Annotated in this window: 12 protein-coding genes; 6 read left to right on the forward strand and 6 right to left on the reverse strand. The window is 46.4% G+C overall.

Features of this window, described 5'->3' with window-relative positions; genetic code table 11:
* The first annotated feature begins 54 nt into the window (after positions 1-54).
* From hscA to iscX, 4 genes are all read left to right on the forward strand, one after another.
* Positions 55-1,923: a Fe-S protein assembly chaperone HscA gene (gene hscA / locus J3U64_RS03190; RefSeq protein WP_267408249.1), complete on the forward strand. Its 1,869-nt coding sequence runs from the start codon at positions 55-57 to the stop codon at positions 1,921-1,923.
* Positions 1,924-1,975: 52 nt separating this feature from the next.
* Complete coding sequence (locus J3U64_RS03195) at positions 1,976-2,602, forward strand: glutathione S-transferase family protein (RefSeq protein WP_267408250.1); 627 nt, start codon at positions 1,976-1,978, stop codon at positions 2,600-2,602.
* A gap of 78 nt (positions 2,603-2,680) precedes the next feature.
* Positions 2,681-3,022 carry an ISC system 2Fe-2S type ferredoxin gene (gene fdx / locus J3U64_RS03200; protein WP_100139735.1) on the forward strand — a complete coding sequence of 114 codons (342 nt, stop codon included), beginning with the start codon at positions 2,681-2,683 and terminating at the stop codon, positions 3,020-3,022.
* Positions 3,023-3,102: 80 nt separating this feature from the next.
* Positions 3,103-3,297: a Fe-S cluster assembly protein IscX gene (gene iscX, locus J3U64_RS03205; RefSeq protein ID WP_100152239.1), complete on the forward strand. Its 195-nt coding sequence runs from the start codon at positions 3,103-3,105 to the stop codon at positions 3,295-3,297.
* Positions 3,298-3,430: 133 nt separating this feature from the next.
* Here iscX and J3U64_RS03210 read toward each other — a convergent pair whose 3' ends face one another.
* The 6 genes from J3U64_RS03210 to ribF form a co-directional block, all read right to left on the reverse strand.
* Positions 3,431-4,240: an ABC transporter permease gene (locus tag J3U64_RS03210; protein ID WP_100139733.1), complete on the reverse strand. Its 810-nt coding sequence runs from the start codon at positions 4,238-4,240 to the stop codon at positions 3,431-3,433.
* Entirely contained in the window at positions 4,240-4,944 is a 705-nt protein-coding gene (locus tag J3U64_RS03215; protein WP_267408251.1) for an ABC transporter ATP-binding protein, read from the reverse strand. Before J3U64_RS03215 ends, J3U64_RS03210 begins: the two co-directional genes overlap by 1 nt.
* On the reverse strand, positions 4,941-5,882 hold the full coding sequence (gene ispH, locus J3U64_RS03220) for a 4-hydroxy-3-methylbut-2-enyl diphosphate reductase (protein ID WP_100139731.1): 942 nt from the start codon (positions 5,880-5,882) through the stop codon (positions 4,941-4,943). Before ispH ends, J3U64_RS03215 begins: the two co-directional genes overlap by 4 nt.
* Before the next feature lie 43 nt (positions 5,883-5,925).
* A complete protein-coding gene (lspA, locus tag J3U64_RS03225; RefSeq protein ID WP_100152236.1) occupies positions 5,926-6,417 on the reverse strand; it encodes a signal peptidase II in 492 nt (163 codons plus the stop codon).
* A gap of 98 nt (positions 6,418-6,515) precedes the next feature.
* Complete coding sequence (ileS, locus tag J3U64_RS03230; RefSeq protein ID WP_267408252.1) at positions 6,516-9,296, reverse strand: isoleucine--tRNA ligase; 2,781 nt, start codon at positions 9,294-9,296, stop codon at positions 6,516-6,518.
* 84 nt (positions 9,297-9,380) lie between these two features.
* Positions 9,381-10,310, reverse strand: a complete 930-nt coding sequence (gene ribF / locus J3U64_RS03235; RefSeq protein ID WP_267408253.1) for a bifunctional riboflavin kinase/FAD synthetase — start codon at positions 10,308-10,310, stop codon at positions 9,381-9,383.
* 238 nt (positions 10,311-10,548) lie between these two features.
* Between ribF and J3U64_RS03240 the strand changes: the two genes are divergently transcribed.
* Together J3U64_RS03240 and J3U64_RS03245 are read left to right on the forward strand one after the other, a co-directional pair.
* Entirely contained in the window at positions 10,549-11,298 is a 750-nt protein-coding gene (locus J3U64_RS03240) for an amino acid ABC transporter permease (RefSeq protein WP_100156280.1), read from the forward strand.
* A 459-nt stretch (positions 11,299-11,757) separates the two neighbouring features.
* A complete protein-coding gene (locus J3U64_RS03245; protein WP_267408254.1) occupies positions 11,758-11,970 on the forward strand; it encodes a hypothetical protein in 213 nt (70 codons plus the stop codon).
* Positions 11,971-12,258 lie beyond the last annotated feature (288 nt).

Genomic DNA, 12,258 nt, shown 5'->3' on the forward strand with positions numbered 1-12,258 from the left:
AAAATAAGTTTAAATCATATAAGTAACATCTAAAATCAGGACTTAGTTCAAATTATGGCTTTATTGCAAATTGCCGAACCCGGCCTTTCTGCCGCCCCGCATGAGCACCGACGTGCCGTGGGAATCGATTTAGGCACCACCAACAGTCTAGTGGCCACTGTACGCAGCGGTCATGCAGAATGTTTAGCAGACGAACAAGGGCGAATTACCCTGCCTTCAGTAGTCCGTTATCAGCAGAATTGTGCTCCAGAAGTAGGTACAGATGCATTAAAAGCCCAGCGCATTGATCCTTCCAATACCATTAGTTCGGCCAAACGCCTTATTGGCCGAAGTCTGGACGACATTAGAAATCAGCCTGAAACCCATTACCTGCCCTATCGTTTCACCGATGAAGAACGCATCATCAGTATTCAGACCCGCGCCGGTAATAAAACACCTATAGAAGTTTCTGCGGACATTTTGCGCGTGCTGAAAACACGGGCAGAAAATAGTTTGGGTGGCGAACTGGCTGGCGCTGTAATTACCGTACCAGCATATTTCGATGATGCCCAGCGGCAGGCCACCAAGGACGCAGCGCGCCTTGCCGGCTTGCACGTCCTTCGGTTACTTAATGAACCTACTGCCGCTGCCATTGCCTATGGTCTGGATAATGCCGCCGAAGGAACGTTTATTGTTTACGACCTTGGCGGAGGTACATTTGATGTTTCCGTTCTAACATTAAGCCGTGGCTTATTTGAAGTAAAAGCCACCAATGGCAACAGTGCTTTAGGTGGGGATGACTTTGACCAGCGCCTTTTTTGTTGGTTATTAGAACAAAACAAATTGTCTCAGCTTAATGCACAGGACAGCGCCCTACTGCAATCACTTTCGCGCGCAGCTAAAGAATCTTTAACCACTGAACAATCAACCACCATAGCTGCTACGCTTTCCAATGGTCAACAAATAGTCACTGATATTAGCCGAGATACGTTCCATCAGCTTACACAACCACTGGTAGCCAAAACACTGGAGCCGGTTAAACAGGCTATGCGTGATGCGAATATCAGCAAAAACGATATAAAAGGCGTTATTATGGTTGGCGGTGCCACTCGAATGCTGCATGTACAGCAGGCTGTAGCTACCTTTTTTGGCCAAACGCCACTGAATAATCTCAATCCCGATGAAGTAGTTGCGCTCGGTGCTGCCATGCAGGCCAATGTACTGGCCGGAAATAAAAACGATGATGAATGGCTGCTTCTGGACGTTACTCCCCTCTCATTGGGGCTGGAAACGTATGGCGGTTTGGTTGAAAAAATCATTCCGCGCAACAGCACCTTGCCCACCGCTCGCGCCCAAGATTTCACTACATTTAAAGACGGACAGACCGCAATGATGATTCATGTAGTACAGGGAGAACGTGAATTGGTTTCGGATTGCCGCAGTCTCGCCCAATTTACTCTGCGCGGTATCCCGCCAATGGCTGCCGGTGCTGCACGCATTCGGGTGACCTTTCAGGTAGATGCCGATGGCCTGTTATCTGTTTCCGCAAGAGAACAAACTACCGGCGTACAGGCTCATATTGAAGTTAAGCCCTCATACGGACTGGATGATACCGTTATTACTCAGATGCTAAAAGACAGCTTTACCCATGCACAGACTGATGCGCAGCAACGCGCCCATGCGGAAGCAATAGTAGAAGCTGAAAGCATTATGGGCGCAGTCAGCAGCGCCCTAAATCTTGATGCTGATTTACTCAGTACTGCCGAACAGCAAATCATCGACACAGCCTTGGCACAAATCAGACACCAGATGGAAATTGGCAATGCACAGGACATCCGCGATGCCATACAAAAGCTTAGCCATGCCACAGATGAGTTTGCTGCCAGACGCATGAACCGTAATATACAGCGTGCATTACAAGGTAAAAACGTTAGCGATATATAGAATTCAACCACAGACAGCTAAAACTATCTGTACTTACACAGGAGATAAAACAATGTTAAAACTATATTACCTACCAGGTGCATGTTCATTTGTCCCCCACGTAGCTCTACAATGGAGTGGACTGGATTATGTAGCAGAAGAAGTAAGTCGCGATAAAATAAAATCTGCAGAATATCGGGCTCTGAATCCGCAAGGTCAGGTACCTTTACTTGTAGATGGAAACTGGGCACTAAGTCAGAATATAGCTATTATTGATTATATTAATGATTTAGCACCCGATAAAGGTATCTATGGCGCTGCATCAGCTACTGACCCTAAAATACGTGCCAAGGCTCGGCAATGGCTGGCTTTTGCCAATAGTGACCTGCATACAAAATTCAAGCCTCTATTCGGGGCAGCCAGAATGGTTGATGGTGAAGCTGCTCAGAACAGTCTTATTGCTTATGCTAGTAGTGATGTTGAAAACACATTTGCATCGTTAGATAAAATGCTGGCTCAGCAAGATTATTTAACAGGTAATAGCATCAGTATTGCCGATGTTTACATTTTCATTGAAATGCAATGGGCTCAGAGATGTAAAATTGATCTTAGCAAATATCAGCATTTGACTTCTTTTGCTCAGCGGGTAAGCGCTGACAATGGTGTCAACACAGTGCTGAAAGCACAAGGCTTGATATAATAATACTCACTCCGGCGTGGCTGGTAGCAAGAATAGACACCAGCCACGCCTTGCATCATTATGAATGACGGAACTACCATGCCCAAAATTACTGTACTGCCTCACCCACAACTTTGTCCTGAAGGAAAAATATTAGACAATATTCCGTCCGGCACCTCAATTTGTGATGCATTACTTGAGCATGATATTGAAATTGAACACGCCTGCGAGCAATCCTGCGCCTGTACCACCTGCCACGTGCTCGTGCGTCAGGGCTACGACAGCCTACCTGAGCCAAGCGAACAGGAAGAAGATTTACTCGATCAGGCATGGGGGCTCGAAGCCGATTCACGTCTGAGCTGTCAGGCTCGTTTGGCAGATAGCGATGTAACCATTGAAATCCCCAAATACACTATTAACCATGCACGTGAAGAACACTGATATCAGAGCACAGCTCAAAATTACCGCTTGCCATCACTATTTTTTTTACTAATTCTTAACAATTAATACAGAATCACATCATGAAATGGACTGATATACATCAGATTGCCGAAGAACTGGCAGACCGTCACGAAGACATCGATCCTACCACCATCCGCTTTACTCGATTGCGTGAACTAGTATTGGCATTACCAGACTTTGATGACCAGCCAGAGCATTGCGGTGAGCGCGTACTTGAAGCCATTCAGCAAGCATGGATAGATGAAACTGACTGAGCAGAAAAGCATACCAGCAATCAAACCATATCTATCATGACATTTTAAGCAACAAACTCAACTGATAACAGCCAGAACACTATAGCCACCCTTAAGGGCAAATGTTCTGGCTAAAAATAAATTATCCAAATATCTAAGCTTTTTCTGTATTACGCCGTTGCAAACGCCAGCTACAAAACTGCCAGCAGCGGTTGAACACATGGCGATACACAAAAATCGCACACAGCAGGCAGCCACCGGCAGAACCAGCACAAATCAGAAACATGGTCAGCAACTGAAAACGAATGGCCTGATCAGGTGAAGCACCGGCCAGAATCTGTCCGGTAATCATTCCCGGCAGACTCACCAGCCCCACTACACTCAACTGATTAATCGTCGGCAACATCCCAGCGACAACGGCAGATCGTGCCGTATCCCGATAAGCTTCCCAGCCACTGGCGCCCATGGACAATAACACTTCTACCCTAGCCTGCTGCTGGCGTAAGTCCTGTGTTAACCGGTCCAGACATAAAGCTACAGCAGTTAAACAATTTCCAAGCACCATACCCAAAATCGGAATGACATACTGCGGCGAATACCATGGATGGATATGAAGCACCGCATACAGTCCTACTGCTGCACTTAACCAAGAAGCCAACCACACCGAAGACAGTGCATCACGAGTCAGACCACGATAAACATAGCTACCACGAGAGCGCGCCGAAAATCCGGCTATTAAGGTCATCACAGCAATAATCAGCAGTACCCAATACCATTGATTAGCCGCAAAAATCCATTTAAGCAACAAGCCTACAATGGATAACTGCACCACAGCACGCACAGCAGATATCAAAATCCGTTTCGTTAACCCTAGCTTTAGCCATAATGATACACCGGCACTCACCAAAATCAGCAAAGAAGCCAGAGCCAGCTCAGCAACACTAATATAATTAGTTCCTTGCATTATTGCCTCCCATTCTTTACCGAATGCTTGATGTGCGTTATTCGTCCGGCATCAAAATACCAGATTTCATCACCCACTTCGCTAACTTGTTGCTCACTATGCGAAACCCACATATAGGCAGCCTGCGGATTTGCCTGTTGCCACTGATTAACCAGTTTCTGTACCATGCGTGCAGAATCCTCATCCAGAGATGCTGTGGGTTCATCCAGCAACAATACCGGTGGATTCAACTGTAAAATACGCAGCAGACAAACCAATTGTGCTTCACCACCCGATAAATCAGTACCGTCACGCTCCAGAAAATGCTCATCTTTACCCAGATTCTGCAAAACCTGAAGCACATGTTCCGGCTGAAACGTCAAATGCTGATAATGATGCAAAGTATAAGGTAACTGCAAATTATCACGCACCGTACCCGGAATCAATACCGCCTGCTGACGCACATAAGCAATCTGGCTACGGTGCCGTGCAATACTATGTGCATTCAAATTCACAGGCTGATTCTGACAATATAACGTACCAGCAGCAGGTAAATCTAGCAAAGAAATTGTACGTAAAAAAACCGATTTTCCTGCTCCGGATGCACCGCTGATCGCCACACGTGCACCAGCTCTGAGCTGAAAATCGATATCCTGTAATAACATTCTGCCATCATCATGGGCGCGCTGACACACACCCTCACCAGATAAAATTGGCGTATTCATGACGAACCACGCAGTTCTTTCGGCAGCACAAACATAATATTTTCCTCCACACCCTCACCTTCGGTAACTGTTGGATATCCCCAGGAAACAATCGTCTGTACAACATCATTAACCAGTACCTCCGGTGCTGACGCACCGGCAGTAACGCCAACACGGCTCTTGCCGGAAAACCACTCAGTCTGCAGACAGCTGGCATTATCTACCATATAAGCATCAACACCCAGCAAAGCTGCCACTTCGCGTAAACGATTACTATTCGAACTGTTAGGAGACCCTACCACAATTACCACATCACAAGTAGCGGCTAACTTCTTTACCGCCTCCTGACGATTGGTGGTTGCATAACAAATATCCTCTTTATGCGGACTTTTAATGTGAGGAAAACGCTGTTTCAACGCAGCAATAATACCGCTGGTTTCATCTACCGATAGCGTTGTCTGGCTCACATGCGCCAGCTTTTCTTCATTGCGGACCTGTAAACCTGCCACATCAGCAACTGTTTCCACCAGCAGCATTGCCCCCGGCGGCAGTTGCCCCATCGTACCTTCTACTTCCGGATGACCCTTATGCCCGATCATCACAATCTGATATCCCTGCTCATCAAGACGAGATACCTGTCTGTGGACTTTCGTTACCAAAGGGCAAGTAGCATCAAAAATACGGAAACCACGCGCCACCGCTTCTTGCTGCACCGCCTGCGATACTCCATGTGCCGAATAAATCAATGTGGCATCAGGTGGCACATCATCCAGACTCTCAATAAACACTGCGCCCTTGTTGCGCAGATTATCAACAACAAACTTATTATGTACCACTTCATGGCGCACATAAATCGGTGCACCATATTCTTCCAAAGCCCGTTCTACAATACTGATGGCTCGGTCAACACCAGCACAAAATCCACGCGGATTAGCCAGTAAAATCTTTTTGTCGCTCATTCAACTTCCCGTTAGCTGGCTGATTTCACCAAAATTAAACCAATCAAGCTGTCTTTTTCTTCTGATGAAAAATACTTTCCAGCACCAGCAAAACCGCACCGACACAAATCAGGCTATCCGCAACATTAAACGCCGGATAAAACCAATTATGGTAGTAAAACAACAGAAAATCAACCACATGACCATGGACCAATCGATCAGCAACATTACCAGCCGCACCACCAATAATCAACGCAGCAGCCACTTTACCTATTGTTCCGAATTCATCGCGGATAATCCCACGCAGTAGGTAAATACAAATTACCAGCGCCAGTCCCATAAAGAAAAACTTCTGCCATCCACCCGCATCGGCAAGGAAACTAAATGCCGCACCTGGATTATAAGCCAGCGTCAAATCAAAAAAACCCGGTATTACCGCAATTCGTTCCAGATAATGAACATTCTGCAATATCAGATATTTCGTTAACTGGTCTGCCAAAAGACCCAGTACGATAATGGCACCATATAAAAACAGTTTTTTACGTTGCATAACCATCCTTAAAACCAGAACAGGCGTGACCGACTAAATCTGCCACACCTGAATCATTCAAATCAAGCCTAAAAAAACGACAACATTACAGCCGTTACCTAGTCTCAGGCATACAAACGCTTTTCACCGGCACCATCGACATTTTGCACACAACGACCACAAATAGTCGGGTGCTGAGGGTCGGAGCCCACATCATCAGTATAATGCCAGCAACGCTCACATTTTGTACCCTGATCCACCGATACAGTGGCAGATAACTCTTCTCCAGCTTCTACGGTAACTTTCGCTACCATCAATACAAAACGTAATTCATCACCCAGCGCGGCCACATAAGGCAGCATATCTGTTGGCACCTTAATCGCTACATCAGCCTGTAAAGAAGACCCTACACTTTTATCCGCACGCAACGATTCAATAGCCACATTCACCGTATCACGCACTGCTCGGATCGCCTGCCATTTCAGTGTTAAGCTATCTACATCAGCCACAGGCGGGAATTCATGCCCCGTATGGTACAGTACACTATCTTCTTCATCACCACTCAGTACTGCCCAAGCCTCCTCTGCAGTAAAGCAAAGAATTGGGCTCAATAAAAGCACCAGATTACGCGTAATATGATACAGTGCAGTTTGCGCACTACGTCGGCCATGGCTGCCAGCCTGCATTGTATATAAACGGTCTTTCAGAATATCCAGATAAAACGCACCCATATCTTCTGAACAGAAATGGACAATATCCTGTACCGCAAAATGGAACGCATAACGGGCAAAATAATCATCAACCACACGCTGCTGCAATTGCTGTGCCAAAACCAGTGCATAACGGTCTAGCTCCAGCATCTCATCCACTGGCACCGCATCTGTAGCCGGATTGAAATCACTTAAATTCGCTAAAAGGAAACGTAGCGTATTCCGCAGACGCCGGTAGCTTTCTGACACTCGTTTTAAAATTTCATCTGAAATTGCCAGCTCACCGGAATAATCAGTAGAAGCCACCCACAAGCGCAGAATATCTGCACCCAGACTATCATTTACCTTCTGTGGTGATACCACATTACCCACAGATTTAGACATTTTCTGCCCGTTGCCATCCACCACAAAACCATGTGTCAGCAACTGTTTATACGGCGCACTGCCAACTGTAGCACAGGCAGTTAGCAGCGAAGACTGAAACCAGCCGCGATGCTGATCAGAGCCCTCCAGATACAAATCTGCAGGCCATGCCAGCTCAGGGCGCTGACGCAGTACTGCGTAATGCGTACTGCCCGAATCAAACCAAACATCCAGCGTATCTGGCAATTTATCATACTCATCAGCATCTGCGCCCAAAAGCTCATGCTTATCCAGCGCAAACCACGCCTCAATACCATGCTGCTCAATCCGCTTAGCCACCTCTTCCAGCAATTCAGCCGAACGTGGATGGAGCTGACCAGTTTCCTTATGGGCAAAAAAGGCCATTGGCGTGCCCCAGTAACGCTGGCGAGATACCACCCAGTCTGGACGACCTTCAATCATTGCCTCCAGACGCGCGCGTCCCCATGCCGGAAAAAACTCAGTCACCTCTACAGCATCCATCGCCTTATCACGCAAAGTCTTGCCATCCGTACCTTTTTTATCCATACCAATAAACCACTGGCCAGTAGCACGGTAAATCAAAGGCGTTTTATGGCGCCAGCAATGCGCATAACTATGAGTAATTTTTCCATTCGACAGTAATCTGCCCTCTTCGGCTACCCAATCAATTACCACCGGATTACCTTCCCAGACCGTCATCCCTGCCAATCTGGGCACATCACTGATATATCGTCCCTCAGCATTCACTGGGTTATATAACTGAATCCCATACCGCAAGCAGGCAAAATAATCGTCCAGACCATGTGCAGGTGCCGTATGTACCAGACCTGTACCAGCCTCAGTAGTCACATGCTCACCCAGTAAAACCGGAATATCTCGATCCAGAAATGGATGATTCAAATGCAGATTCTCTAGTTGTCGTCCTACAACTTCAGCCAGTACCGCAGTATCATCCACATCGAAACCAAAACGTTCCAAAGCTGCTTCAGCTAGCTCTTTAGCCAACACCAGCTTACCTTTTGGCGTATCAAACAACTGATAAACAACGTCCGGCCCCACACAAATTGCCTGACTGGCCGGCAAAGTCCACGGCGTAGTTGTCCAGATCACCGCATAGGCTTCGCCTAAAATCTCATTCAGACCAAACACAGTAGCCAGCGCCGCGTTATCCTTAAACTGATACGCCACATCAATCGCAAAAGAAACCTTATCTTTATATTCAACTTCAGCTTCTGCCAGCGAAGAACCACAATCCAGACAGAACTGCACTGGTTTCTCACCCCGATACAAATAGCCGCCTTGCTGAATCTTTCCCAGTGTACGGACAATATCCGCTTCAGTCTGATAATCCATCGTCAGATACGGATGCTCCCAGTCGCCCAGCACCCCCAGACGCATAAAATCCTGTTTCTGACGCGCAATCTGCTCCCGCGCATATTCACGGCAAAGCTCACGGAATTTAGCAGCCGGAATATTCTTACCGTGCTTCTTTTCTACCATCAGCTCAATCGGCAAACCATGACAATCCCAGCCCGGCACATATGGCGCATCAAAACCAGCCAGCGTCTTACTGCGGATAATAATATCCTTCAATACCTTATTCACTGCATGACCGATATGAATATCACCGTTCGCATATGGTGGGCCATCATGCAGAATAAATTTCGGTCGTCCGGCAGCCAGCTTACGCAGCTTCTGATAACGTTTCTGTTCATACCATGATTTCAGCCAGCCACCTTCACGCTTGGCTAAATTACCGCGCATTGGAAACGGCGTGTCCAACAAATTTACAGTTTTACTATAGTCAGTCATGACTTTCTCTTTAAAATATATCCGTTAATTCAATAATCTAAAAATCAGTATTATTTTACGGCCACCCGAACGCTACTTAGCAATTCAGGCAGCCTGCCATATTCGTGCCGCATCCATATCAGCAAAAATCTGAGCCTGCAACGCTGCCAAAGAATCAAACTTCAGCTCATCACGCAACTTATGCAGAAAATGTATCCCTAAGCGCTGACCATACAAATTGGCAGCACAATCAAAAATATGTACTTCAAGTTTCTGCTGGCTACCTGCAGAAACCGTCGGATTTTTACCAAAACTGGCCACACCACGTTTACGTCCGAAAGCACCAGTTACATCCACCACAAAAACCCCATTCAGCGCATAATGCAAAGCCGGCAGATGCACATTTGCCGTTGGGCAGCCCAATTCGCGACCAAGCTTGGCGCCATGTTTCACTCGACCACTGAGCACATACTCATGTCCCAGCAGCAACTGCGCATAAGCCAGGTTACCAGCAGCCAGCGCCATACGAACTGCCGTACTCGAGGCACGTACATCCTCAACCACAACAGATGGCGTTCTCTCTGTTACAAAAGCCTCCTGAGCCTGCAATAAAGCAAAATCACCGCTGCGATGGGCTCCAAAACGAAAATCATCACCCACCAGCAAATAGCGTGCTGATAACTTTTCAATCAGCATCTGCCGGATAAAATCCATCGGCTGCATCAATGCAAACTGCTGATTAAACCGCAGCACATACACCGCATCCACACAACCACTTTCAGCAAGCAAATTCAGCTTATCCCGCAGCGGCGACAACCGGTAAGGCAAAGACTTACCTGTCTGCTGCGCAAAAAACTCCTGAGGTTGCGGTTCAAATATCATCACCACCGAAGCAAGCCCGCGTTTATCAGCTTCCTGACGCAAGCGCAGCAAAATATGGCGATGTCCACAGTGCACACCATCAAAATTACCGATTGTTACTGCCGTACCACCAGACCAATCCGGCCGCAGCCCGCTCCCCAACCAAACTTGCATACAATTCTTGAACGAATCAAATAATAAAACACATCATTGTAAACACTTCAGCTCACCTTAGCCAGCGTAATTAAACAGCATTTTCCAACCTCTGCAACCGACAAATCCGCTTTATACTCAACGGCAAACAAAATTTGATACAGTTACAACAGCATTTCTTGCTAAAATAGCGCCCACATAACGCCAAGGCTTAGCCCAGCCGGCAGCAATACCCCAAAAACCACCATTAGGTAACACAATGGCCTTTCGTTTCGACATCATCTACGAATACCGTGAAATGTTTTATTACGGTGCGCTTACCACATTAGGCGTCACCCTGATTTCCACATTTATGGGCACCTTACTCGGCCTGATATTCGCCCTCACGCGTATCATCCGCCTCGAAAAGGGCGGCCTGCCCATACGCGCACTGGTATGGACACTGCGGCAAATTTCGCTGCTGTATGTCACCATCTTTCGCGGTACACCGCTATTTGTTCAAATTTTCATCTGGTATTTCGTCTGGTTTCCACTGCTCATCAACCCAACTGATGGCCTAATTATCAGCGGAGATCTTGCCGTAGAACTCCGGCGCAGTTATGGCGCACTGATTGCCGGCACACTGGCCTTGTCAGTCAACTCCGGCGCCTACATCACCGAAATCTTCCGCGCTGGTATTCAGTCTATCGACCGCGGTCAATTTGAAGCCTCCCGTTCACTAGGTCTCAGCTATACACAAGCCATGCGCTACGTTATCCTGCCACAGGCCATCCGGCGCATGCTGCCACCCATTGGGAATGAATTCATTACTCTTCTTAAAGACAGCTCTCTACTTTCAGCCATCGCTGTGGCCGAACTGGCCTTTGCCGCCCGCGCAGCAGCCGGACGATACCTTAACTATGAAACCCCACTCTACACCATCGCCATAATCTATTTGATCATGACCATAGCATTGAGTTGGTTCTTTTCATGGCTTGAAAAAAGATACAATAAAGGTTATCAGCATTAATTCATAATTCACGCAAAAGATATCAAATATAACAATCATACAGAGCGGTTGAAATATATATACCGCTCTATTTTTTTATCCGCTAAAAAATGTTAAAAAACCATACCAAATAAATAGCCTGATCTAAATACATTTATTTTCTCATCTTTAATTAAGTAGCCCACCCAAACATTTGAAATACAAATAAAAAATAGGCACAGGCAAAATTTGTCATTCCGACTAATATTGATGCATATCGACACTCTAGATGGGGAATCTACATTTACCCTTGTCCATGAAAACCCAGACTAGATTGCTGAACAGGGCAAATGTATGAATGATTTTAAAGTTGGAGCAGCAACTAAAGTTTACACTGCATGGGGCTTCGGCCATTGCGCCCCTTGCTAGCAATCTTAAAAATTAATGTATATATCAAACTGAATCGCCAATTTTTGGCGTGGCATGGGCACTAATGGTAGCATGACTAAATACATGATCGTCTCTGCCAGCCGTTCACTGATGCAAATTTATAAATTACACTTCAAAGAAGTGGCTAGACTCACCGATGCCGCCTTAACTCCATGTCATGCCATTAAACGTTCATCAAACAAGATTACACCATCTGCTTTTGTATTTGTCATCGGTATTGTTGGCTTAGGACATATGGCAGTCCAAATTCTAAAAAATGTTTAATGTGCCACCATTATTGCCGATGATAAGCTTGAATTAGCCAAAAAATACGGTGCCGATTACGTCGTGCGTACTAATAAAGATATTGATACCGTTGCCAAAGAAATAACCCAAATTACTGATTCAAAAAATGTGCCGTTATTCTCGACTTCGTCGGTAACAATCCAACATTGGCCTTAGGAGCCAAAACTGTTGGTTTGGGTGGAGACTGGACAGTAGTTGGACTTGGTGGTGGACAATTAAACCGACATAGCGCCAATCAAGCATGGGGTACATCACTACACACCCCAT

The sequence above is a fragment of the Snodgrassella sp. B3800 genome, assembly GCF_026535865.1.
Classification (GTDB): Bacteria; Pseudomonadota; Gammaproteobacteria; order Burkholderiales; family Neisseriaceae; genus Snodgrassella; species Snodgrassella alvi_E.

Excerpts from the sequence above, each read along its gene's own strand:
- hscA (WP_267408249.1), top strand. The coding sequence starts at position 55 with ATGGCTTTATTGCAAATTGCCGAACCCGGCCTTTCTGCCGCCCCGCAT.
- J3U64_RS03195 (WP_267408250.1), top strand. The coding sequence starts at position 1,976 with ATGTTAAAACTATATTACCTACCAGGTGCATGTTCATTTGTCCCCCAC.
- fdx (WP_100139735.1), top strand. The coding sequence starts at position 2,681 with ATGCCCAAAATTACTGTACTGCCTCACCCACAACTTTGTCCTGAAGGA.
- iscX (WP_100152239.1), top strand. The coding sequence starts at position 3,103 with ATGAAATGGACTGATATACATCAGATTGCCGAAGAACTGGCAGACCGT.
- J3U64_RS03210 (WP_100139733.1), bottom strand. The coding sequence starts at position 4,240 with ATGCAAGGAACTAATTATATTAGTGTTGCTGAGCTGGCTCTGGCTTCT.
- J3U64_RS03215 (WP_267408251.1), bottom strand. The coding sequence starts at position 4,944 with ATGAATACGCCAATTTTATCTGGTGAGGGTGTGTGTCAGCGCGCCCAT.
- ispH (WP_100139731.1), bottom strand. The coding sequence starts at position 5,882 with ATGAGCGACAAAAAGATTTTACTGGCTAATCCGCGTGGATTTTGTGCT.
- lspA (WP_100152236.1), bottom strand. The coding sequence starts at position 6,417 with ATGGTTATGCAACGTAAAAAACTGTTTTTATATGGTGCCATTATCGTA.
- ileS (WP_267408252.1), bottom strand. The coding sequence starts at position 9,296 with ATGACTGACTATAGTAAAACTGTAAATTTGTTGGACACGCCGTTTCCA.
- ribF (WP_267408253.1), bottom strand. The coding sequence starts at position 10,310 with ATGCAAGTTTGGTTGGGGAGCGGGCTGCGGCCGGATTGGTCTGGTGGT.
- J3U64_RS03240 (WP_100156280.1), top strand. The coding sequence starts at position 10,549 with ATGGCCTTTCGTTTCGACATCATCTACGAATACCGTGAAATGTTTTAT.
- J3U64_RS03245 (WP_267408254.1), top strand. The coding sequence starts at position 11,758 with ATGACTAAATACATGATCGTCTCTGCCAGCCGTTCACTGATGCAAATT.